The organism is Pseudomonas sp. PVC-3-1, assembly GCF_057444315.1.
Map to the genome: position 1 here is coordinate 3,002,085 of NZ_CM172023.1, position 20,546 is coordinate 3,022,630.

The 20,546-nt window shown below is 64.1% G+C and carries 21 protein-coding genes; 14 read left to right on the forward strand and 7 right to left on the reverse strand.

The features are described from left to right. The first annotated feature begins 8 nt into the window (after positions 1–8). Both AC2T4A_RS14120 and AC2T4A_RS14125 read left to right on the forward strand, forming a co-directional pair. Positions 9–1,781 carry an ABC transporter transmembrane domain-containing protein gene (locus AC2T4A_RS14120; protein ID WP_486743553.1) on the forward strand — a complete coding sequence of 591 codons (1,773 nt, stop codon included), beginning with the start codon at positions 9–11 and terminating at the stop codon, positions 1,779–1,781. Positions 1,782–1,934: 153 nt separating this feature from the next. Further along, the gene (locus tag AC2T4A_RS14125) at positions 1,935–2,771 is read left to right on the forward strand and encodes a CvfB family protein (RefSeq protein WP_416745084.1); all 837 of its coding nucleotides are present in this window, start codon (positions 1,935–1,937) and stop codon (positions 2,769–2,771) included. Between the two features lie 2 nt (positions 2,772–2,773). On the opposite strand, the gene AC2T4A_RS14130 is transcribed toward AC2T4A_RS14125, so the two are convergent. Both AC2T4A_RS14130 and AC2T4A_RS14135 read right to left on the reverse strand, forming a co-directional pair. Continuing rightward, positions 2,774–3,187 (reverse strand): DUF5064 family protein, encoded by a 414-nt coding sequence (locus AC2T4A_RS14130; RefSeq protein WP_416745083.1) that lies wholly within the window; start codon positions 3,185–3,187, stop codon positions 2,774–2,776. Positions 3,188–3,476: 289 nt separating this feature from the next. Beyond that, complete coding sequence (locus AC2T4A_RS14135; RefSeq protein ID WP_138520576.1) at positions 3,477–4,031, reverse strand: magnesium transporter; 555 nt, start codon at positions 4,029–4,031, stop codon at positions 3,477–3,479. Positions 4,032–4,268: 237 nt separating this feature from the next. Here AC2T4A_RS14135 and def point away from each other — a divergent pair, with 237 nt between their 5' ends. Continuing rightward, positions 4,269–4,808, forward strand: coding sequence for a peptide deformylase (gene def, locus AC2T4A_RS14140; RefSeq protein WP_478377494.1), 540 nt, complete (start codon positions 4,269–4,271; stop codon positions 4,806–4,808). 166 nt (positions 4,809–4,974) lie between these two features. Here the strand turns inward: def and AC2T4A_RS14145 are convergent, their stop codons facing one another. Further along, the gene (locus tag AC2T4A_RS14145; RefSeq protein WP_416745080.1) at positions 4,975–5,832 is read right to left on the reverse strand and encodes a MurR/RpiR family transcriptional regulator; all 858 of its coding nucleotides are present in this window, start codon (positions 5,830–5,832) and stop codon (positions 4,975–4,977) included. A 186-nt stretch (positions 5,833–6,018) separates the two neighbouring features. Here AC2T4A_RS14145 and zwf point away from each other — a divergent pair, with 186 nt between their 5' ends. From zwf to AC2T4A_RS14160, 3 genes are read left to right on the forward strand one after another with little or no spacing between them, the layout of a single operon-like run. Beyond that, positions 6,019–7,488: a glucose-6-phosphate dehydrogenase gene (zwf, locus tag AC2T4A_RS14150; protein WP_416745079.1), complete on the forward strand. Its 1,470-nt coding sequence runs from the start codon at positions 6,019–6,021 to the stop codon at positions 7,486–7,488. After that, on the forward strand, positions 7,475–8,191 hold the full coding sequence (gene pgl, locus AC2T4A_RS14155; RefSeq protein ID WP_486743554.1) for a 6-phosphogluconolactonase: 717 nt from the start codon (positions 7,475–7,477) through the stop codon (positions 8,189–8,191). Before zwf ends, pgl begins: the two co-directional genes overlap by 14 nt. A gap of 17 nt (positions 8,192–8,208) precedes the next feature. After that, entirely contained in the window at positions 8,209–8,856 is a 648-nt protein-coding gene (locus AC2T4A_RS14160; protein WP_478377495.1) for a bifunctional 4-hydroxy-2-oxoglutarate aldolase/2-dehydro-3-deoxy-phosphogluconate aldolase, read from the forward strand. Between the two features lie 181 nt (positions 8,857–9,037). Here AC2T4A_RS14160 and AC2T4A_RS14165 read toward each other — a convergent pair whose 3' ends face one another. From AC2T4A_RS14165 to AC2T4A_RS14180, 4 genes are all read right to left on the reverse strand, one after another. Further along, positions 9,038–10,870: an ABC transporter ATP-binding protein gene (locus AC2T4A_RS14165; protein WP_416745076.1), complete on the reverse strand. Its 1,833-nt coding sequence runs from the start codon at positions 10,868–10,870 to the stop codon at positions 9,038–9,040. A gap of 77 nt (positions 10,871–10,947) precedes the next feature. Then, positions 10,948–11,508 (reverse strand): peptidylprolyl isomerase, encoded by a 561-nt coding sequence (locus AC2T4A_RS14170; RefSeq protein ID WP_416745632.1) that lies wholly within the window; start codon positions 11,506–11,508, stop codon positions 10,948–10,950. A 29-nt stretch (positions 11,509–11,537) separates the two neighbouring features. Beyond that, a complete protein-coding gene (locus tag AC2T4A_RS14175) occupies positions 11,538–12,329 on the reverse strand; it encodes an alpha/beta fold hydrolase (RefSeq protein WP_416745075.1) in 792 nt (263 codons plus the stop codon). Between the two features lie 29 nt (positions 12,330–12,358). Beyond that, complete coding sequence (locus AC2T4A_RS14180; protein ID WP_236198533.1) at positions 12,359–13,285, reverse strand: PA3225 family LysR-type transcriptional regulator; 927 nt, start codon at positions 13,283–13,285, stop codon at positions 12,359–12,361. Between the two features lie 55 nt (positions 13,286–13,340). Here AC2T4A_RS14180 and AC2T4A_RS14185 point away from each other — a divergent pair, with 55 nt between their 5' ends. From AC2T4A_RS14185 to AC2T4A_RS14220, 8 genes are all read left to right on the forward strand, one after another. Next, positions 13,341–13,655, forward strand: a complete 315-nt coding sequence (locus AC2T4A_RS14185) for a 3-phosphoglycerate kinase (protein ID WP_416745074.1) — start codon at positions 13,341–13,343, stop codon at positions 13,653–13,655. 147 nt (positions 13,656–13,802) lie between these two features. Further along, the gene (locus AC2T4A_RS14190) at positions 13,803–14,402 is read left to right on the forward strand and encodes an FMN-dependent NADH-azoreductase (RefSeq protein ID WP_486743555.1); all 600 of its coding nucleotides are present in this window, start codon (positions 13,803–13,805) and stop codon (positions 14,400–14,402) included. Positions 14,403–14,600: 198 nt separating this feature from the next. Further along, positions 14,601–14,885 (forward strand): integration host factor subunit beta, encoded by a 285-nt coding sequence (ihfB, locus tag AC2T4A_RS14195; protein ID WP_015478091.1) that lies wholly within the window; start codon positions 14,601–14,603, stop codon positions 14,883–14,885. A 33-nt stretch (positions 14,886–14,918) separates the two neighbouring features. After that, positions 14,919–15,224 (forward strand): lipopolysaccharide assembly protein LapA domain-containing protein, encoded by a 306-nt coding sequence (locus AC2T4A_RS14200; protein WP_416745072.1) that lies wholly within the window; start codon positions 14,919–14,921, stop codon positions 15,222–15,224. Further along, entirely contained in the window at positions 15,217–16,368 is a 1,152-nt protein-coding gene (locus tag AC2T4A_RS14205; protein ID WP_486743556.1) for a tetratricopeptide repeat protein, read from the forward strand. The genes AC2T4A_RS14200 and AC2T4A_RS14205 overlap by 8 nt, the downstream gene beginning before the upstream one ends. A gap of 55 nt (positions 16,369–16,423) precedes the next feature. Beyond that, on the forward strand, positions 16,424–17,386 hold the full coding sequence (locus tag AC2T4A_RS14210) for a UDP-glucose 4-epimerase family protein (RefSeq protein ID WP_486743557.1): 963 nt from the start codon (positions 16,424–16,426) through the stop codon (positions 17,384–17,386). Further along, entirely contained in the window at positions 17,383–18,408 is a 1,026-nt protein-coding gene (locus AC2T4A_RS14215; RefSeq protein WP_486743558.1) for an MraY family glycosyltransferase, read from the forward strand. Before AC2T4A_RS14210 ends, AC2T4A_RS14215 begins: the two co-directional genes overlap by 4 nt. Before the next feature lie 71 nt (positions 18,409–18,479). Then, the gene (locus tag AC2T4A_RS14220; protein ID WP_478377500.1) at positions 18,480–20,468 is read left to right on the forward strand and encodes a polysaccharide biosynthesis protein; all 1,989 of its coding nucleotides are present in this window, start codon (positions 18,480–18,482) and stop codon (positions 20,466–20,468) included. The last annotated feature ends 78 nt before the right edge of the window (positions 20,469–20,546 follow it).

Sequence of the window (20,546 nt, forward strand, 5' to 3'; positions counted from 1 at the left end):
AGCCCGCCATGTCCCTGTTGTCGTCCCGCCAGCGCAATGCCCTGCGCCTGGCCCGCTCGTTCCTCGCACCGTACCGCTGGCGTGCCCTTGGCGCCTTGCTGGCGCTGCTGTTCACCGCTGCCATCACCCTGTCACTGGGGCAGGGCATCCGCCTGCTGGTGGACCAGGGCTTCATCACCCAGTCCGAACAGCTGCTCACCCGTGCCATCGGCATCTTCTTCGCCCTGGTGCTGTGCCTGGCGGTGGGGACCTTCGTGCGCTTCTACCTGGTGTCGTGGATCGGCGAACGCTTCGTCGCTGACATCCGCCAGCGCGTGTTCGACCACCTGATCGAGCTGCACCCTGGTTTCTACGAGAACAACCGCGCCTCGGAAATCCAGTCGCGGCTGACCGCCGACACCACGCTGCTACAGTCGGTGATCGGCTCTTCGCTGTCCATGGCGCTGCGCAACGTGCTGATGCTGCTGGGTGGAGTGATTCTGATGTTCTTCACCAACGCCAAGCTGACCAGCATCGTGGTCGCCTCGCTGCCATTGGTGATCGCACCGATCCTGCTGTTCGGCCGCCGCGTGCGCAGCCTGTCGCGGCTCAGCCAGGACCGCGTGGCGGACGTCGGCAGCTACGTCGGCGAATCCCTCGGGCAGATCAAGACGGTGCAGGCCTACAACCACCAGGCGCAGGATCGAGCGCGATTTGGCCGCACGGTGGAAGACGCCTTCGATACCGCGCGCAAGCGCATCATGCAGCGCTCCTGGCTGGTCAGCGTGGTGATCCTGCTGGTGCTCGGCGCCGTCGGCGTGATGCTCTGGGTCGGCGGCATGGACGTGATCGCCGGACGCATCAGCCCCGGCGACCTGGCGGCTTTCGTGTTCTACAGCCTGATTGTCGGCATGGCCTTCGGCACCCTCAGTGAAGTGATCGGCGAATTGCAGCGCGCGGCCGGTGCCGCCGAGCGCATCGCCGAGCTGTTGCGCGCGCGCAGTGAAATCCACGCGCCGGCCAGCGACTTGCTGCGCCTGCCCGAACGTATCGTCGGCAGCATCGACCTGCAGGGCGTGCGATTTGCCTACCCCTCGCGCCCGGAGCAGTGGGCCATCGACGGTATCGACCTGCGCGTGGAGCCGGGCGAGACCCTGGCGCTGGTCGGCCCGTCGGGCGCCGGCAAGTCCACCCTGTTCGACCTGTTGCTGCGCTTCTACGACCCGCAGCAGGGGCGCATCCTGATCGACGGCCAGCCCATCGCCCAACTCGATCCGGCGGACCTGCGCCGCAGCTTCGCGCTGGTGTCGCAGAACCCGGCGCTGTTCTTCGGCACGGTGGAGGAGAACATCCGCTACGGCCGCCCCGGCGCCAGCGATGCGGAAGTCGAGGCCGCCGCGCGCGCCGCCCATGCCCACGAGTTCATCCTGCGCCTGCCGCAGGGCTACCAGACGCACCTGGGCGAGAGCGGCATGGGGTTGTCCGGTGGCCAGCGCCAACGACTGGCGATCGCCCGTGCGCTGCTGGTGGATGCGCCTATCCTGTTGCTCGACGAAGCTACCAGCGCGCTGGATGCCGAGAGCGAACACTTGATCCAGCAGGCGCTACCGGGGCTGATGCGTGATCGCACCACCCTGGTGATCGCCCATCGCCTGGCCACGGTACTCAATGCCGACCGCATCGCGGTGATCGAGCATGGTCGCCTGGTGGCGCTGGGGCGGCACGCCGAACTGGTGGTCAGCAGTCCCTTGTATGCACGCCTGGCCGAGCTCCAGTTCGGCCAGGCGGAACAGAACCTGTAGGAGCGAGCTTGCTCGCGAACCGTTTGATACCGGAGCCGACGGTGTGAGTTCGCGAGCAAGCTCGCTCCTACAATCCTGCGGCGTTCGGCGGCTGAAGGCGCATCCTGGCGCCAATGCGCGTAGAATGCCCGCCCCGTTCACGAGGTAAGCGTCATGGCAGTCATAGGTCGGTTCAATTCGTTGCAGGTGGCCAAGCACACCGATTTCGGTCTCTACCTGGATGGCGAGAGCCACGGCGAAATCCTGCTGCCCAAGCGCTACGTGCCGAAGAACGAACCCACCGAAGTGGGTGACTGGCTCAACGTGTTCATCTACCTGGACAGCGAAGACCGCCTGATCGCCACCACCCAGAAGCCCAAGGTGCAGGTCGGCGGCTTCGCCAGCCTGAAGGTGGTGGAGGTCAACCGCATCGGTCTGTTCCTCGACTGGGGGCTGCCCAAGGACCTGCTGCTGCCGCACTCGGAAGAGAAACGCCCGCTGCAGGTCGGCGATTACTGCGTGGTCTACGTCTACCTCGACGAGCGCAGCCGCCGCATCACCGCCACCGCGCGTCTGGACCGCTACCTGGACAACACCCCGGCGAATTACAAGGCCGGCCAGGAAGTCGACCTGCTGGTCGTCGAACGCACCGACCTGGGCTACAAGGCGATCATCGAAGGCAAGCACTGGGGGCTGATCCACAAGAACGAAGCGTTCAAGTTCCTGCGTGGCGGCCTGCGTGAGAAGGGCTACATCAAGGAAATGCGCGCCGACGGCAAGATCAGCCTGAGCCTGCAACCGGCCGGCGCGGGGCTCTCTGATGCCCTGAGCGAGAAGATCCTCCAGGCTCTGCGCGATGCCGGCGGCACGCTGGCGATCAGCGACAAGAGTCCGCCGGAGCTGATCGCGCAGCAGTTCGGCGTCAGCAAGGGCAACTTCAAGAAGGCCATCGGCGGCCTGTTCAAGCAGGGCCTGATCGTCATTCACGACGACCGTATCGAACTGGCCTGAGGCTAGCCGCGACCGCGGACGATGGACTCGGCCACCGCGCAACGAGGCTCGGCCGGGGCCAGTGAACCCATGCGTTGCAGGTCCACCGGTGTGCCTGGCTCGGCCTTCAGCTGGCGACGCAGGTCGTCGAATACCCGGTCATGTTCCTTGCGAAAGCGCAGTACCGGCCCGCGGCACGCCCGCAGGCCGTGGCGCCGCAGGATGCGCGTGGCGCTGCCGGCGAAATTGAAGGCGAGATCGCCGGGCAGGTCGAAGCCGTCCTTGAATGGTTGGCCGTCGATTTCCCCCTCCAGTTCGAACTTCACCAGCGCATCGCGGCTAGCGGCGTTCTCCACGCTGTAGCTCAGGCGGATGCGGTATTGCTGGCGGTCGAGGCCGGCAGTCGAGTGGACGGTGACCTGAGCCGGGGTAGCCATTGCTCCTCCTCGAGGCAAGTAGCTTGAAGGGTAGATGGACCGTAGCGGGCGGCAGGAGATACAGCCAGGTGATACGGGGAAAGTCCGCGCATCGATCTGCCGATGCAGGTCGCAGAACGGCTCGTTGAGCGTTCAGTAGGAAGTTTCAGACGCTCGCGCGGGGTGATGCATGACATGAGTCAACGCCCGGCGCGCCGCTGGCGGGGCGAGTGACAGGCACGCAACGCACCTGCCGCTGACTGGAGTCACGGATGGGAGAGCTGGCGGCGCTGATCGTGCAGAGGCGCCGCTACATCATGTGGCGGAAGCGATTCCAGGCCTGCTCGATGGACAGCCACCAGGCCGGCATGGCGCTGCCGAAGCCGGCGATTTCCAGGCGCGGGTGATGGCGCACCACCATGTCCAGCACCGGTTCCTGCTCGGGCTTCACGTCGACGAAGAACACGTGGCGGCCTTCCTGCAGGTTGTCCTGGAAGCGGCGCACGTCGCCGCTGGGGCGCTGCAGACCGAAGAAGCTGCTTTCCCATAGACTGAAGCCCAGCAGTACCGCGGCAAGGAACACCACGGGAATCCAGCCGGCCGCCGTTTGCGTCCAGCCGCTCAGGTAGCCGACCACCAGTACCAGCACCGCCAGCGCGGCGCCGATCATCAGGCCGATCTTGCCCCAGTGCACCACGTCCTTCTTCATCATCGAGGGCACTTCGTGGAGGCGGTGTTCTTCCAGCTCCGCATCGCTGTCGCTGAGCACGTGCATCTGTTCGATGCCGATGCCGCTTTCGGAAAGCTCCTGCTCGACCTGTTCCAGGTCGTCCAGGTTGTCGCTGATGTAGTAATGCCTGTTCATGACGAACCTCCCGCCCCCGGAATGAAAGCGCCCCCAGGGTTCGACCGCCATCTACCGTGAAATTCGGCAAATATCCGTCGTTCGATGGTTGTCGTCGTCGATCAGTCTATCACTGCGGTGCTGCGGCTTCCGGGGCGCTGCCCGGCGGTCGCGGGCTTGCCAGACCGGTTGCAGGGGCCGAGGATGCAGCTCTCATTGGAAGCATGCCGCTTTCACACAACGGCGAACGAGGCCGAGATGATCCGCGAGATTCTCAAGATGGGCGACGAGCGCCTGCTGCGCATTGCCCCGCCAGTGCCCGAGTCGATGATCGGCAGCAACGAGTTGCAGGAGCTGATCGACGACATGTTCGAGACCATGCACCACGTTGGCGGCGTCGGCCTGGCTGCGCCGCAGATCGGCGTCGACCTGCAACTGGTGATATTCGGCTTCGAGCGTAGCGAGCGCTACCCGGATGCGCCGGCGGTTCCGCCGACCATCCTGCTCAACCCGGTGATCACGCCCATAGGTGACGAGTTGGAGGAGGGCTGGGAAGGCTGCCTGTCGGTGCCGGGCCTGCGCGGCGCGGTGAATCGTTACCAGCGCATCCGCTACCAGGGCGTCGATCCGCAGGGGCAGCCTATCGACCGTACCGTGGAAGGCTTCCATGCGCGGGTGGTGCAGCACGAGTGCGACCACCTGATCGGCCGCCTGTACCCGTCGCGCATCACTGATTTCAGCAAGTTCGGTTTTACCGAAGTGCTGTTCCCAGGGCTCGATCCGAGCGCGGACGACTGACAGCAACCCGAGCCGTTCTCTGTAGGAGCGAGCTTGCTCGCGAACCCGCCGGGCTGTGGAACTGCCGGCGAACTTATTCGCGAGCAAGCTCGCTCCTACAGCAGGTGATGGTGCCGTGCGCGTTTGCAGGAGCGGGCTTCTTCCTGAGAAGAGGGCGGCGTCGCCGTTAATCTTCCTGGTCGAGTTGGTAGCGCGTCGGCACCAGGCTCTCCTTGATCTTGCGCAGGTGTGGCTGGAAGTCCACGCCACGGCGCAGGGTCACGCCGGTGGCGAGCACGTCGAGTACGGTGAGCTGAATGATCCGCGAGGTCATCGGCATGTAGATGTCGGTGTCTTCGGGCAGCGGTATGTCCAGGCTCAGCGTGCTGGCGCGGGCCAGCGGCGAGTCGGCGGCAGTCAGGCCGAGCACCGAGGCGCCGTTCTGCCGCGCCAGGTGCGCCACGTCCACCAGCTCGCGGGTGCGCCCGGTATAGGAAATCACCACGAACAGGTCGCCGGTGTGCGCCACCGAGGCGATCATCCGCTGCATCAGTACGTCGCTTTGCGCCGACACGGCGAGATTGAAGCGGAAGAACTTGTGCTGCGCGTCGAGCGCTACCGAGCTGGAGGCGCCGAGGCCGAAAAAGTGGATTTGCCGGGCCTGGATCAGCAGGTCGACGGCACGGTCGATCACCTTCGGGTCGAGCTGCTTGTGGGCGCTGTCCAGCGAGGCGATGGTGCTGCTGAAAATTTTCCGGGTGTAGGCCTCGGGGCCGTCGTCGGCGGCCACCGCCTGGGTCACGAAGGCCGCACCGCTGGCCAGGCTCTGCGCCAGCTGAATCTTCAGTTCCGGATAGCCGCTCATGCCGAAGGAGCGGCAGAAACGGTTCACCGTCGGCTCGCTGACGCTGGATGCCTGGGCCAGCGCGGCGATGCTGAAGCGCGTGGCCTGCTGCGGATCGCGCAGGATCACCTCGGCGACCTTGCGCTCGGCCTTGTTCAGCTCTTCCAGACGGCTCTGGATCTGCTCCAGCAGGTTTTTCATCCGTGCTCCTTGGGCAATCGACGGTTGACCGGTTGGTTACGGTCAGCGGCGCTATCCTAACGTCAGGCCGGCAGGCGACCAACAGCGGCGCGAAACGGCAAAAATATGTTGTTTAATTACTACATATTTGCCTTAATGTTGGCGTGGAAGGCTAACTATCGTTCAAAATTTGGTTGGTAACAACAAATGCCTGAAGTCCGCGTTCTGCCCTGCACCCTCGCGCTGTTCGGCGCCCTGGGTGATCTCGCCCTGCGCAAGCTGCTGCCGGCGCTCTATCAGCTCGACCGTGAAGACCTGCTGCACCGCGATACCCGCATTCTCGCCCTGGCACGCGATGACGGCGCCACCGAGGCTCCGCTGGCGACCATCGAGCGCCGCCTGCGTCAGGCCGTACCGGCGAAGGAGTGGGACGAGGCAGTGTGGTCCCGCTTCCAGGCGCGCCTGCATCACCTGAGCATGGATTTCCTCGACGCCGGCTCCTACCAGGTGCTGGCCGAACTGGTGGGTGACGAGAAAACCCTGGTCGCCTACTTCGCCACCGCCGCCTCGGTATTCGGCGGCATCTGCGAGAACCTTGCTGCTGCCGGCCTCGCCGAGCGCACGCGGGTGGTCCTGGAGAAACCCATCGGCCACGACCTCGAATCATCCCGCGCGGTGAACGATGCGGTGGCGCGCTTCTTCCCGGAAAACCGCATCTACCGGATCGACCATTACCTGGGCAAGGAGACGGTGCAGAACCTCATCGCGCTGCGCTTCGCCAATAGCCTGTTCGAGACCCAGTGGAACCAGAATCACATCTCCCACGTGGAGATCACCGTGGCCGAGAAGGTCGGCATCGAAGGCCGCTGGGGTTACTTCGACAAGGCCGGCCAACTGCGCGACATGGTGCAGAACCACCTGTTGCAACTGCTCTGCCTGATCGCCATGGACCCGCCGGCGGACCTTACCGCCGACAGCATCCGCGACGAGAAGGTGAAGGTGTTGCGCGCGCTGGAACCCATCGCCCCCGAGCAGCTGGCGACCCGCGTAGTGCGTGGCCAGTACACCGCCGGCTACATCGATGGCAAGGCCGTGCCGGGCTACCTCGCCGAGGAAAACGCCAACCCCAACAGCGATGCCGAGACCTTTGTCGCCCTGCGCGTGGATATCCGCAACTGGCGCTGGTCCGGGGTGCCGTTCTACCTGCGTACCGGCAAGCGCATGCCGCAGAAGCATTCGCAGATCGTCATCCACTTCAAGGAACCGCCGCACTACATCTTTGCTCCGGAGCAGCGCTCGCTGATCAGCAACCGGCTGATCATCCGCCTGCAACCGGATGAGGGTATTTCCCTGCAGGTGATGACCAAGGACCAGGGTCTGGGCAAGGGCATGCAACTGCGCACCGGCCCGCTGCAGCTGAATTTCTCCGAAACCTTCCAGACCGCCCGGACGCCGGATGCCTACGAGCGACTGTTGCTGGAAGTCACGCAAGGCAACCAGAACCTGTTCGTCCGCAAGGATGAGATCGAGGCCGCCTGGAAGTGGTGTGACGGCCTGATCGACGGCTGGGGGCGCCTGGGCGAGGAGCCCAAGCCCTATCCGGCCGGAAGCTGGGGTCCGCAGGCCTCGGTTGCCCTGATCGCACGCGACGGGAGGGACTGGTATGGCGATCTTTGAACCGACTCTGAAAGAAGGCATGGCCTGGAAGACCTGGAACAACGCCGCCGAGCAGTCTCGCGGCCTGGCCGAAGCGGTAGCCGATAGCCTGCGCGAGGCATTGATCGAGCGTGGGCGCGCGTTGCTGGTGGTGTCCGGTGGACGCAGCCCGGTGGCCTTCCTCGAGGCCCTGAGCGGTGCGGTGCTGGATTGGTCGAAAATGGTCGTCAGTCTCGCCGACGAACGCTGGGTGCCCGAGTCCCACCCGGACAGCAATGCCGGCCTCCTGCGTCGCCACCTGTTCAAGGGGGCAGCGGCCAAGGCGCAGTTCATTGGCATCTACCAACCGGCAGCCAGCCTGGAAGAGGCGGCCGACAAGGCCGACCGCTACCTGCACGAGCTGATGCTGCCAATCGACGTACTGGTGCTGGGCATGGGCGATGACGGCCACACGGCCTCTCTGTTCCCCGGAAGCACCAACCTGGTCGAGGCGCTCGACCCTGACGGCACGCGCCGTTGCCTGCCGATGTGGGCGCCGACCGTGCCGCATCAACGCCTGACCCTGACCCGCGCGGTGCTGCAGGGCGCGCGGGTGCAGATCCTGGCCATCCAGGGCGAGTCCAAGTTGGCCACTCTGAGCCAGGCGCTGAGCGACAACGATGACCAGCGCATGCCGATCAATGCATTCCTGCGTTCACCACTTTCGATCCATTGGTGCCCCTGAGGCACGGAGTTACCGCAATGTCTGAACAACACATCCAGCAGATCGATGCCCTGGCGCAGCGTGCACGCATCCTGCCGGTGATCACCATCGACCGCGAGGCGGACATCCTGCCCATGGCGGATGCTCTGGCAGCCGGTGGCATCACCGTTCTGGAAGTGACCTTGCGGACCTCGCTGGGCCTCACCGCCATTCGCCAGTTGAGCGAGCAGCGCCCGGAGCTGATCGTTGGCGCCGGTACCGTGCTCGATTCTGAGACCTTCCGCCAGGCGGAAGAGGCGGGTGCCAAGTTCATCGTCACGCCCGGCTGCACCGAGGAACTGCTGCAGCATGCCGTGACGCGCCCTGTACCGCTGCTGCCGGGCGTGGCCACCGCGTCGGAAATCATGGCCGCTTATCGCCATGGCCTGCGTCGCTTCAAGCTGTTCCCGGCGAAGGTCGCCGGCGGCGTGGAAGCGCTCAAGGCTTTCGGCGGGCCGTTCCCGGACATCCGTTTCTGCCCCACCGGCGGCGTCGGCCCGGACAACCTCAACGACTACTACCGGCTGGCCAACGTGATGTGCGTGGGCGGCAGCTGGATGCTGCCCAAGGCTGCCATCGACAGCAGCGACTGGGCTGCCGTCGAGCGCCTGAGCCGCGAGGCGCTGGCGCTTCTGGATACACACTGAGCTGTCCTGGATTTGGACGTGCCCGGCCTTGAGCCGGGCTTTTTTATGGGATGACTTTTCGTAGGAGCGGACTTCGTCCGCGATTGCTTCGCCCCCGCTCCAGCTATCTGAAGGAGCGAGGCCTACCCATCGCGGACGAAGTCCGCTCCTACGAGAGCCAATTTCTCAGCCCTTGAATGGGTCAATCCACTCCGACGAACCCGCCTGTCTGGTGCCGCCACAACCGCGCATAGAGCCCTCCATGGGCCAGCAACTCCGCATGGCTACCGCTCTCGACCACGCGGCCATGCTCCAGTACCACCAGGCGATCCATGCGCGCGATGGTGGAAAGGCGGTGAGCGATGGCGATCACTGTCTTGCCCTGCATCAGGGTTTCCAGGCTTTCCTGGATCGCCGCTTCCACTTCCGAGTCCAGCGCCGAAGTGGCTTCGTCGAGGATAAGGATCGGCGCATCCTTGAGTAGCACGCGGGTAATCGCAATGCGCTGGCGCTGGCCGCCGGAGAGTTTCACGCCGCGCTCACCGACGTGGGCGTCGAGGCCGAAGCGGCCCTCGGCGTCGCTCAACTGCGGAATGAACTCCGAGGCGCGCGCCTTCTGGATTGCATCCTGCAACTCCGCCTCGCTGGCGTCCGGGCGGCCGTAGAGCAGGTTGTCGCGGATCGAACGGTGCAGCAGGGAGGTGTCCTGGGTGACCATGCCGATCTGCGCGCGCAGGCTTTCCTGGGTCACGTGGGCAATGTCCTGGTTGTCGATCAGGATGCGCCCGCCCTCCAGGTCGTACAGGCGCAGCAGCAGGTTCACCAGCGTGGACTTGCCGGCGCCGGAGGGCCCGACCAGGCCGATCTTCTCACCGGGGCGCACGGTCAGGTCCAGCCCGCTGATCAGGCCGCCGCCCTTGCCGTAGCTGAAGTCCACCTGGTCGAAGCGCACTTCGCCACGGCTCACCAGCAGCGGTTTGGCGTCAGGGGCATCGACGACCTGGCGGGGTAGGGCGATGGTCTGCATGCCGTCCTGTACCTGGCCGACGTTCTCGAAGATGCCGCCGACCACCCACATGATCCAGCCGGACATGTTGTTGATGCGGATGACCAGGCCGGTAGCCAGGGCGATGGCGCCGACCGAGATCAGCGACTGGGTCCACAGCCACAGGGCAAGACCGGTGGTGCCGGCGATCAGCAGGCCGTTGAAGACGGTAATGGTAACGTCCATCGAGGTCACCACGCGGCCGGCGCTTTGGGCCTTGCGAGTCTGGTCGTCGATGGCTTCGCGGGCGTAGTCCTCTTCCTGCCGCGTGTGGGCGAACAGCTTGAGGGTCGTGATGTTGGTGTAGCCGTCGACGATGCGGCCCATGAGCTTGGAGCGCGAGTCGGAGGCGACAACGGAACGGTGCTTCACCTGCGGGATGAAGTAGCCCAGCGCGCCAACGTAGCCGATCACCCAGAGGATCAGCGGGATCATCAGGCGCCAGTCGGCTTCGGCGAACAGCACCAGGGCGCTGACGGTGTAGATCACCACGTGCCAGATGGCGTCTACCACCTGCACGGCGGAGTCGCGCAGGGAGTTGCCGGTCTGCATGATGCGCTGGGCGATGCGCCCGGCGAAGTCGTTCTGGAAGAAGCCCAGGCTCTGCTTGAGCACGTAGCGATGGTTCTGCCAGCGGATCAGGTTGGTCATGCTGGGGTTGATGCTCTGGTGCACCAGCATGTCGTGCAGGCCGTTGAACACCGGGCGCAGGATCAGCGCGACGGCGGCCATCCAGATCAGCTCGCGGCCGTGCACGCTGAAGAAGTCGGCGGGGGCGGTGCCCTGGGCGAGGTCGACGATGCGCCCCAGGTAGCTGAACAGCGCGACTTCGATCAGCGCGACGATCAGCCCGACGAACAGCAGGGCGAGGAATACCGGCCAGACCTGGCGCAGGTAGTAGACGTAGAAGCGAACGACGTCGGAGGGCGGCATGCGCTCGGGGACGTCGCGGAAGGGATCAATCAGACGCTCGAAACGACGGTAAAGCATGATGGGTCTCGGGTTGTGTCGGCGAGCCCGTCCTGGGCCCGCCTTGAATGGCCTCCGTCAGCCGTGGTTGCGCGCAATCACAGACGCTTGGCGGAGAGGATGACCACCGGGGTGGTCGGTACGTCCTGGAACATGCCGCGGTTGCCGGTCTTCACGCCGGCGATCTGGTCGACCACGCCCATGCCGCGCACGACCTTGCCGAACACCGCGTAGCCGAAGTCACGGGCGCCGTGGTTGAGGAAGTCGTTGCCGGTCAGGTTGATGAAGAACTGGCTGGTGGCGGAGTTCACGTCACTGGTGCGTGCCATGGCCAAGGTGCCGCGCTCGTTGAGCAGGCCGTTGTCGGCCTCGTTCTTGATCGGCGCCTGGGTGTCCTTCTCTTTCATGGCTTCGGTGAAGCCGCCGCCCTGGATCATGAAGTTGGGAATGACGCGGTGGAAGATGGTTCCGTTGTAGAAGCCGCTATCGACGTAGGACAGGTAGTTCTTCACGGAAATCGGCGCCTTGTCGGCGTACAGCTCGATTTCGATTTCGCCCGAGGTGGTGGACAGCAGTACATGCGGGTTCTTGCTGTCGGCGGCGAGCGCCGAACCGGCCAGGACCAGGGAGCAGGCAGCGAGCAGGAAGCGTTTGAACAGGGTCATTTGGCGGATGTTTCCTGAAGGTTCTAGGGATGGTCGACCTGCTCGAGGAAGCCGAGCAGGGTGGTATTGAATCTTTCCGGCTGGTCCAGCGGCGTGGCGTGGCGCGAATCCTCGATCACCACCAGGCGCGCGTTGGGCATGCGCCCGACGTAGGCTTGCTTGAGCGAAACCGGGGTGTAGTCGCGGTCGGCGCTGATCACCAGGGTTGGACAGGTTATGCGCGCGAGGCGTTCCTGCACACCCCAGCCGATGATGGCGTGCAGGCTGGAAAGATAGGCGCGTTTGTCGTTCTGCGGCCAGCGCTGCTGGATCTTGCGGCGCAGGTCGCTCTGCTCGGGCTTGGGAAAGAGCATCTTGCCCAGCGCCTTGCCCACTGTATCCAGGCCCAGTACATGGGCGAGAAACAGCCGGCGCGCGACTTCGAGATGCTCGCGCAGGCTGCGCGGTTTCACTTCCGGGGCGCTGTTGACGATGGTCAGGCTGTTCAGCCGTTCCGGCCAGCGCGTGGCCAGTTCGAAGCCGATCATGCCGCCCATGCTGATGCCTACCAGGTGCACGCGGCCCAGGCTCAGGTGGTCGAGCAGGGCGACCACGTCCTCGGCAAAGGCAGCGATGCTGTAGCGCTGGCGGGGTTTGTCCGACTGGCCGTGGCCGCGTACATCGAGGGCGATTACCCGATGGTGCTTCTCCAGCTCCGGCACCTGATACTCCCAGTCGCGGGTGCTGGAGCCGAGCCCGTGCACCAGCAAAACCGGTGTGCCGAATCCGCTTTCCTCATAGTGCAGGCGATGACCGGCGTGGTCGAAGAACGGCATGACGGGCTCCTTTTCCGTACGGCCTTTATTCAGGCCGGGCTTTCCGGGGCGGCGAAATGGGCGTCGAGGGGCACGTTGGCAAAGGTGGTCAGCAACTCCACGAGGATCTGCGTGGCCGGGCCCAGGGGCTTTTCCTTGTTCGGGTAAAGATAGAAGCGGCTCTCGCGCACGCCGCCCTGTTTCATCGGCAGCGGCTTGAGCTGCCCGTCGCGCAATTCGCGCTCGATCATGTGCCGCGGCAGCCAGGCGAAGCCCAGGCCATTGCTGACGAAGGTGGCGGCGGTGGCCAGGCTGCCCACTGTCCAGCGCTGCTCGGCACCGAGCCAGCCGACATCGCGCGGCTGCAGGCGGCCGGAGTCGCGGATCACTACCTGCATCTGGGTTTCCAGATCCTGGTGGGTGACCTCACGCTGCAAGCGATGCAGCGGATGATCGGGATGGGCGACCGCGACGAAGTCGACGATGGAGAGATCGGCGCCGAGGTGGCCGGGGATGTTCAGGCCGCTGATGGCAAGATCGGCATGACCTTGCACTAGGGCTTCCTCCACGCCCGACAGCACCTCTTCGCGCAGCAGTACGCGGCAACCACGGCTCTGCGGCATGAAGGCGGAGAGGGCACGGACCAGGCGCACGGTCGGGTAAGCGGCATCGACCACCAGGCGCACTTCCGGCTCCCAGCCCTGCTCCATGTGATGGGCCAGTTCTTCGAGCTGGCCGGCGGATTTCACCAGTTGCCGCGAGCGCCGCAGCAGCACTTCGCCGGCCTCTGTGAGCACGGCCTTGCGCCCGTCGATGCGCAGCAGCGGCACGCCGAGCTGCTCTTGCATGCGCGCCACGGTATAGCTGATCGACGACTGCGAACGGTGCAGGGCTTCCGCCGCCTGGGCGAAGCCACCGTGATCGACCACGGCCTGCAGGGTTCTCCACTGATCCAGGGTAACGCGGGGCGCTTTCATCCTCGCTTCCTCTTGTCTAATCTGGCGGTCCGCAGAAGACCAACAAGAGACCGCCATGAAAAAAATCTGTTGTGCCGTTCTGGCACTGTTGCCGCTGACCGCCCTGGCCTATCCCATCGAAGTGCAGAAGAGCCTCAATGGTGCCGAGCTGGATGTCGAGACCCAGGACATAGGCGACCAGATGGGCGCGATCATCCTGCGCAACGTCGGGCAGCAGTCGGTGACCTGCACTGCAGTCTTCGTCAACGGGCCCGAGACGCCCCATGTACGCAAGGCCAGCATCGCGCCGGGCAAGGAAGCCAACCTGACTTCCAGCTTCAGCCGTGCGGTGATCAAGCTGCGGATCAAATTGACCTGTAACCCGTCCTGACACTTCTGCCGGACAAGATTAGAAGCTGCTCCGGAAGAAATCAATTTATTCGATAATTAGAAGCGAGTATTTACGCTTTTTTATCGATTTGTTCATATTTAGGATGGCCTCCATCGACACATTCAACGACCGATGGAGGTCCAGTCCATGTCCCGCGTTCTGGTTATCGAGAGCAGTGCCCGTCAGGATGGTTCCGTTTCCCGCCAGCTGACCCGCGATTTCATCGCCCAGTGGCAGGCCGCTCACCCGGCTGACGATATCCAGGTCCGTGATCTGGCCCTCGAGCAGGTGCCACACCTGGACGCCAATCTGCTGGGCGGCTGGATGAAGCCGGCGCAGGAGCACAGCGAAGTCGAACGTGTCGCGCTGGAACGCTCCAATCAACTGACTGCCGAGCTGCAAGCCGCCGATGTGTTGGTGCTGGCCGCGCCGATGTACAACTTCGCCATCCCCAGCACCCTGAAATCCTGGCTGGACCACGTGCTGCGCGCCGGTGTCACCTTCAAGTACACCGAGACCGGCCCCCAGGGCCTGCTTACCGGCAAACGCGCCTTCGTCCTGACCAGCCGCGGTGGCATCTATGCCGGCGGTGCGCTGGATCACCAGGAACCCTACCTGCGCCAGGCGCTGGGCTTCATCGGCATTCACGACGTGACCTTCATCCACGCCGAGGGCCTGAACATGGGCGGTGAGTTCGCCGAGAAGGGCCTGGCCAAGGCCAAGGCGCAGCTCGCCACCATCGCCTGATCCGTTTCCTGTTTGCGCGTCCTCCCGCTCCTGGACGCGACCGTGGCCGATCTCCTCTGCCGGAGATCGGCCATTTTTTATTTGCCAACTACTTGACCGGATGAAAACACATCCTTCCCGTTCGGGCTGTTCAAAGCATGACCAGCATGCTAAAAGAACCTAGAGCTGATCTAGCCGCTTGAAAAAGAAGGGAAAACCATGACCAAGTCGGAGTTGATCGAGAGAATCGTCACCCATCAGGGGCAGCTTTCCGCAAAGGATGTGGAGCTGGCGATCAAGACCATGCTTGAGCAAATGTCCCAGGCTCTGGCCACTGGGGATCGCATCGAAATCCGGGGTTTCGGTAGCTTCTCGCTGCATTACCGTGCGCCGCGCACCGGCCGCAATCCGAAGACCGGCGAGTCCGTGCGCCTGGACGGCAAGTTCGTCCCGCACTTCAAGCCCGGCAAGGAGCTGCGCGACCGCGTCAATGAACCCGAGTGACCCCGGGGTATCCGTCTTCAAGAAGGAGTGTCCATGCTTCGGGCAAAGCGTTTCCTGCTGATTCTGGCGTTGGTCGTTCTGGCCGCCGTCGTCGTGGTTTTCGTCCTGGAGAACCTGCAATCGACCCAACTGACTTTCCTTGGCTGGCAGTCGCCGCAGTGGCCGCTGGTGGTCTTCATTTCCCTTGCCTTCATCCTGGGGGGCGTGATCGGCCTGCTGCTGAGCATTCCGTTCCGCGCTAAGGCGCACGTCCGCATGACCGGGCTGCGCTCCGAAGTCACTCGTTTCCGTAAGGAGAATGACGCGCTGCGTGAAAAGTCGCTGACGGACCATGCCTAGCGTCATCGCCACGCTGTTCTTCTTCTGCGCCCTGGCCATCGGCTGGTGGATGGGGCGTCGCTCCCTTTCCCGAAACCAGCCCGCGTCCGACTCGAACCTCCGGACCCGTGTCCACAGCATGCACAACTTGCTGGAGCGGCATTCTGACGACGCGCTGGAGAGCCTTTCCCAGGGCCTGGTCGTCAGCCCGGAGACTCTTGAAAGCCACCTGCACGTCGGCAATCTGTTCCGCCGACGCGGCGATATCGAAAAAGCCATCCATATCCACCAGGACCTGCTGGGCCGCGCTGGCGAGGATGGTTCGCTGGTTGCACAGGTGCGTCTGGAGCTGGCGCGCGATTACATCGCTGGCGGCCTGCTCGGCAGCGCCGAAGAGTTGCTGGACGAGTTGACGCAGCAGCGCGACGAGCCTATCTCCCTCGAGGCGCTGGATGAGCAGCGGCTGATCTGCGAGCGCGAGAAGAACTGGTCGCGAGCCATCGAGCTGGCGGCCCGGCTGGTGCCGAGCCGCCCGGAATTGAGCGCCGCCTGGGCCAACTATTACTGCGAGCTGGCCCAGGAAAAAGGCAAGGCCGGGGATCGCAGCGCCATGCAGGAGCTGCTGCGTGAGGCCCGTCGTGTCGACAGGCGTTGCGTGCGTGCGCTGCTGATGCGGCTGGACTGCGAGCTGTGGCGCAAGGATCAGGCTGCGGCGGTCGCCACCATTGGCGAACTGGCCAGCGATGCCAAGGCTTTCCTGGGCGAGATCGTGCCGCTGCTGCGACGTCATGATGGCCTCGCCCGGCCGGAGCTACTGGCCTGCTTGCGTGAGTTGGCCATGGGCGAAGAGGTGCCTCCGGCGATCCTCGCGCTGCTGGCCGAGAGCGAGCCGGTGGAAGGGGCGACCACCTGGCGGCACAGCCTGCTGGAGCGGGTGGAGCGCCATCCTTCCTGGCAGGGTGTCAGCGAGTACCTTGAGGTGGTCGGCAGCGATCGCGAAAAAGACTCGGCTGCCGGAAAAATCGCTCCAATAATCATCGGTTTGTATAAGACAATGCCGCGCTATCGATGCGGCAAGTGTGGATTCGCCGGCCGCGAGCTTCATTGGCAATGTCCCAGTTGCCACGCTTGGAATGCCCTGCGGCCGGTCATCTCGCCGCTCTGACACGTTCGCTCAAACATGGAAGACGCCGTAGGCGTCAGGTTCGGCAGGTACTGGATTGAAGGTTCTACTCACGGGCGCGACTGGATTTGTCGGCCGAGGCGTGCTGGCGCGCTTGCGTCAGGAAGACGATGTGCAGGTGCGTGTCTCCCAGCGCGGCATCGCGGCGCAATGGCCCGATGGCGTCGAAGTGGCGCAGATCGATGGGCTGAGCGTGGCGCAATCCTGGGCGCAGGCCTTGCGCGGAGTCGATGTGGTGATCCATTGCGCTGGGCGCGTCCACGTCATGGATGAGCGGGCGGCCGATCCGCTCGCCGAGTTTCGCTCCGTCAATGTCGAGGCGACCCGGCATCTGGCGCAGGAAGCGGCCGCCGCTGGAGTGAAACGTTTCGTTTTCGTCAGCTCGATCAAGGTCAATGGCGAGGAAACCGCGCCGGGCCTTCCCTTCACTGCCGATGCGGCTCCGCAACCGCAGGACCCTTACGGGCAGTCCAAGCTCGAAGCTGAGCAAGCCCTGTTCGCGGTTGCCGCGCAGACCGGATTGGAAGTGGTCGTGGTACGCCCGCCGCTGGTCTATGGACCGGGCGTGAAGGCCAACTTCGCCAGCCTGATGCGTGCCTTGCAGCGTCGCCTGCCGTTGCCCTTCGGGGCCATCGATAATCGTCGCAGCCTGGTGGCTCGGGACAATCTGGTCGACTTGCTGCTGCTTTGTGCCCAGCATCCCGCGGCGGCAGGGCAGGTATTCCTGGTGAGTGATGGCGAGGATCTGTCCACGGCGCAGTTGTGTCGCGGCCTGAGCAAGGCGCTGGGGGTTCGCCCGCGCCTGCTGCCGGTTCCGTCAGGGCTGTTGCATCTGCTGGGGCTGCTGACCGGGCGGAGCCAACAGGTCCAGCGCCTTTTGGGATCGCTGCAGGTGGATATTTCCGCGACGCGCCGTCAGTTGGGCTGGATTCCGCCGGTCAGCGTCGAGCAGGCGCTGCAGGAAGCGGCCAAGGAATTCAGTCAGGAGCAGAACCGATGAGCATGGTATTGCTGCTGGTTGCGGTGTTCGTCGCGTCCTGGACCATGACTGCCGGTGTGCGCCGCTATGCACTGGCGCGCAGCATCATGGACATTCCGAACGCCCGCAGTTCGCACCAGATTCCCACGCCGCGCGGCGGCGGTGTCGCGATTGTCCTGGGATTCCTCGGCTGCCTGCCGTTGGCTGGCCTGCTCGGCGCAGTGGATGGGCGCAGTCTGTTGGCCCTGCTGCCAGCAGGTGTCCTGGTCGCGGCCATTGGCTTCCTTGATGATCATCGCCATATTCCCGCACGCTGGCGTCTGCTCGGGCATTTTGTCGCCGCGCTCTGGCTGCTGTGCTGGCTGGGTGGAGTACCTCCGCTCCCGATGCCCTGGGGGATGCTGGATCTGGGCCTGCTGGGGGATTTCCTGGGGCTGGTGTTCCTGGTCTGGCTCCTCAACCTCTATAACTTCATGGACGGTATCGACGGGATCGCCGGTCTGGAAGCCATCAGCGTCTGCCTGGGTGGCGCCCTTTGCGGATGGGCGGTCGGAACATCGCAATTGGCCTGGCTGCCTTTGATCCTGGGCCTGGCGGCGGCAGGATTCCTGGTCTGGAATTTCCCTCCAGCGCGCATTTTCATGGGTGATGCGGGCAGCGGTTTCCTCGGGCTGATCCTTGGGGGGCTGGCATTGCAGGCGGGGTCGGTGGCGTCGCCACTGATCTGGAGCTGGCTGATCCTGCTCGGCGTGTTCATCGTCGACGCCACCTTCACCCTGATTCGTCGCCTGATACGCGGCGAGCGCGTCTACGAGGCGCATCGCAGCCATGCCTACCAGCGCGCGTCACGGCGTTACGGCAGCCACCTGCGGGTATCGCTGGCGGTGACCGCCATCAATGTGCTGTGGCTCATGCCGCTGGCATTGCTGGTGGCGCTGGGGCAAGTTTCGGGTTTGCTGGCGCTCATTGTGGCCTATGCTCCTTTGGTGCTTGTCGTAGCTCATCAGGGCGCAGGTCGTCCGGATGAACAGGATGTGAGCTGAACTCCGCCGGATTTGGTGGTCAATGTAGCGGGTGGACGATTTCCTCCGCTCGGGATTAAGGACAAGCGCTGATGCTCCGAGAACGCCTGCTGAGGCTTCCGAGACGACATAAACGGTTACTGCAGGTCACCACCGATATCTTCCTCGTGTGGTTCGCGCTGTGGTTGGCGTTCATCGTGCGGTTAGGCACGGACGATCTGGAGTATCCGTTCCGCGTGCACGGCTGGCTGTTCGTGGCAGCACCGGCTGTGGCCATTCCGCTGTTCATTCGCTTCGGCATGTACCGAGCGGTCATGCGTTATCTCGGCAATGACGCGCTGATTGCCATCTGGAAAGCGGTGACGATCTCGGCTTTGCTGCTTTCGCTGGTGGTCTACTGGAACCGCTCGGTGACTGAGGCGGTACCGCGCTCGCTGGTGCTGAACTACTGGTGGTTGAGCCTGCTGATGATTGGCGGCCTGCGCTTGGCCATGCGGCAGTTCTTCATGGGTGACTGGTACAGCACGGTACAAGCCGTTCCTTTTCTCAAGCAGCAGGATGGTCTGCCGAAAGTCGCCGTCTACGGTGCGGGTTCTGCCGGCAACCAACTGGTTGCCGCCTTGCGCCTCGGTCGCGCGATGCGCCCGGTGGCTTTCATCGACGACGACGACGAGATCGCCAACCGCGTCATTGCGGGGCTGCGCGTCTACAAGCCCAAACATATCCAGCAGATGATCGACGAGACCGGCGTGCAGGAAGTGCTGCTGGCTGTCCCTTCTGCAACGCGCGCCCGCCGCCGCGAAATTCTCGGTCTCCTCGAGCCTTATCCGGTCCACGTGCGAAGTGTTCCGGGGTTCATCGAACTGGCCAACGGCCGGGTGCGGGTGGATGACATCCAGGAAGTGGATATCGCCGATCTGCTCGGACGCGACCCGGTTGAGCCGCGCAAGGAGCTGTTCGAGCACTGCATTCGTGGCGAAGTGGTGATGGTCACTGGCGCTGGCGGCTCTATCGGTTCGGAGCTCTGCCGGCAGATCCTCGGCTCGGGGCCGACCGTGCTGGTGCTGTTCGAACACAGCGAATACAACCTCTATCGCGTGCACCAGGAGTTGGAGAATCGCATCAAGCGTGAGTCCCTCGCGGTGCAATTGGTGCCGATTCTGGGCTCGGTGCGCAGTGCCGAGCGCCTTCTCGACGTCATGCGCACCTGGAAGGTTGCCACCGTCTACCACGCTGCGGCTTACAAGCATGTGCCCATCGTCGAGCACAATATTTCCGAAGGCGTGCTGAACAATGTGATGGGCACCCTGCATACCGCCCAGGTGGCGGTGCGGGCGGGGGTGGAGCACTTCGTGCTGATTTCCACCGACAAGGCGGTGCGGCCGACCAATGTCATGGGCAGCACCAAGCGTCTGGCCGAAATGATTCTGCAGGCTTTGAGCCAGGAGTCGGCGCCGGTGCTGTTCGGCGACAAGTCTGGCGTGCACCAGGTCAACAAGACCCGTTTCACCATGGTTCGCTTCGGCAATGTGCTCGGCTCATCCGGCTCGGTGATCCCGCTGTTCCGTGAGCAGATCAAGCGTGGCGGTCCGGTTACCGTGACCCATCCGGGGATCACCCGCTATTTCATGACTATCCCTGAGGCGGCCCAGTTGGTGATTCAGGCCGGTTCCATGGGGCGCGGTGGCGACGTCTTCGTGCTGGACATGGGGCAGCCGGTGAAGATTCTCGAGCTCGCCGAGCGGATGATTCACCTGTCCGGCCTGAGCGTTCGCTCCGAGCGTACCCCGCACGGTGACATCTCCATCGAGTTCAGTGGTCTGCGGCCCGGCGAGAAGCTCTACGAAGAGCTGCTGATTGGCGACAACGTCAGCGCCACCGAGCATCCGATGATCATGAAGGCCAATGAGGAGCTGATGCACTGGGAGGGCTTCAAGCTGGTGCTGGCCGACCTGCTAATGGCGGTGGACCAGGGAAATTATGCGCGGGTCCGGCAACTGTTGCGGGAAACCGTCAGCGGCTATTGCCCCGAGGGCGAGATCGTCGACCTGATCCACCAGCAGCGACGGATGGAGCCCTGAATCAGGGTTCGTAGCAGACGGCGCTGTATTCGTATCTGCGAGCGTTGTCAGTCCTTTCTTTCCGATCTGTCAGCGGCG

Coding starts and splice junctions, on each gene's coding strand:
- AC2T4A_RS14190 (WP_486743555.1), top strand. CDS start 13,803: ATGTCCCGCGTTCTGGTTATCGAGAGCAGTGCCCGTCAGGATGGTTCC.
- AC2T4A_RS14220 (WP_478377500.1), top strand. CDS start 18,480: ATGCTCCGAGAACGCCTGCTGAGGCTTCCGAGACGACATAAACGGTTA.
- pgl (WP_486743554.1), top strand. CDS start 7,475: ATGGCGATCTTTGAACCGACTCTGAAAGAAGGCATGGCCTGGAAGACC.
- AC2T4A_RS14205 (WP_486743556.1), top strand. CDS start 15,217: ATGCCTAGCGTCATCGCCACGCTGTTCTTCTTCTGCGCCCTGGCCATC.
- AC2T4A_RS14165 (WP_416745076.1), bottom strand. CDS start 10,870: ATGCTTTACCGTCGTTTCGAGCGTCTGATTGATCCCTTCCGCGACGTC.
- AC2T4A_RS14145 (WP_416745080.1), bottom strand. CDS start 5,832: ATGAAAAACCTGCTGGAGCAGATCCAGAGCCGTCTGGAAGAGCTGAAC.
- AC2T4A_RS14135 (WP_138520576.1), bottom strand. CDS start 4,031: ATGAACAGGCATTACTACATCAGCGACAACCTGGACGACCTGGAACAG.
- AC2T4A_RS14175 (WP_416745075.1), bottom strand. CDS start 12,329: ATGCCGTTCTTCGACCACGCCGGTCATCGCCTGCACTATGAGGAAAGC.
- AC2T4A_RS14160 (WP_478377495.1), top strand. CDS start 8,209: ATGTCTGAACAACACATCCAGCAGATCGATGCCCTGGCGCAGCGTGCA.
- ihfB (WP_015478091.1), top strand. CDS start 14,601: ATGACCAAGTCGGAGTTGATCGAGAGAATCGTCACCCATCAGGGGCAG.
- AC2T4A_RS14120 (WP_486743553.1), top strand. CDS start 9: ATGTCCCTGTTGTCGTCCCGCCAGCGCAATGCCCTGCGCCTGGCCCGC.
- AC2T4A_RS14185 (WP_416745074.1), top strand. CDS start 13,341: ATGAAAAAAATCTGTTGTGCCGTTCTGGCACTGTTGCCGCTGACCGCC.
- def (WP_478377494.1), top strand. CDS start 4,269: ATGATCCGCGAGATTCTCAAGATGGGCGACGAGCGCCTGCTGCGCATT.
- AC2T4A_RS14180 (WP_236198533.1), bottom strand. CDS start 13,285: ATGAAAGCGCCCCGCGTTACCCTGGATCAGTGGAGAACCCTGCAGGCC.
- AC2T4A_RS14215 (WP_486743558.1), top strand. CDS start 17,383: ATGAGCATGGTATTGCTGCTGGTTGCGGTGTTCGTCGCGTCCTGGACC.
- AC2T4A_RS14130 (WP_416745083.1), bottom strand. CDS start 3,187: ATGGCTACCCCGGCTCAGGTCACCGTCCACTCGACTGCCGGCCTCGAC.
- zwf (WP_416745079.1), top strand. CDS start 6,019: ATGCCTGAAGTCCGCGTTCTGCCCTGCACCCTCGCGCTGTTCGGCGCC.
- AC2T4A_RS14200 (WP_416745072.1), top strand. CDS start 14,919: ATGCTTCGGGCAAAGCGTTTCCTGCTGATTCTGGCGTTGGTCGTTCTG.
- AC2T4A_RS14125 (WP_416745084.1), top strand. CDS start 1,935: ATGGCAGTCATAGGTCGGTTCAATTCGTTGCAGGTGGCCAAGCACACC.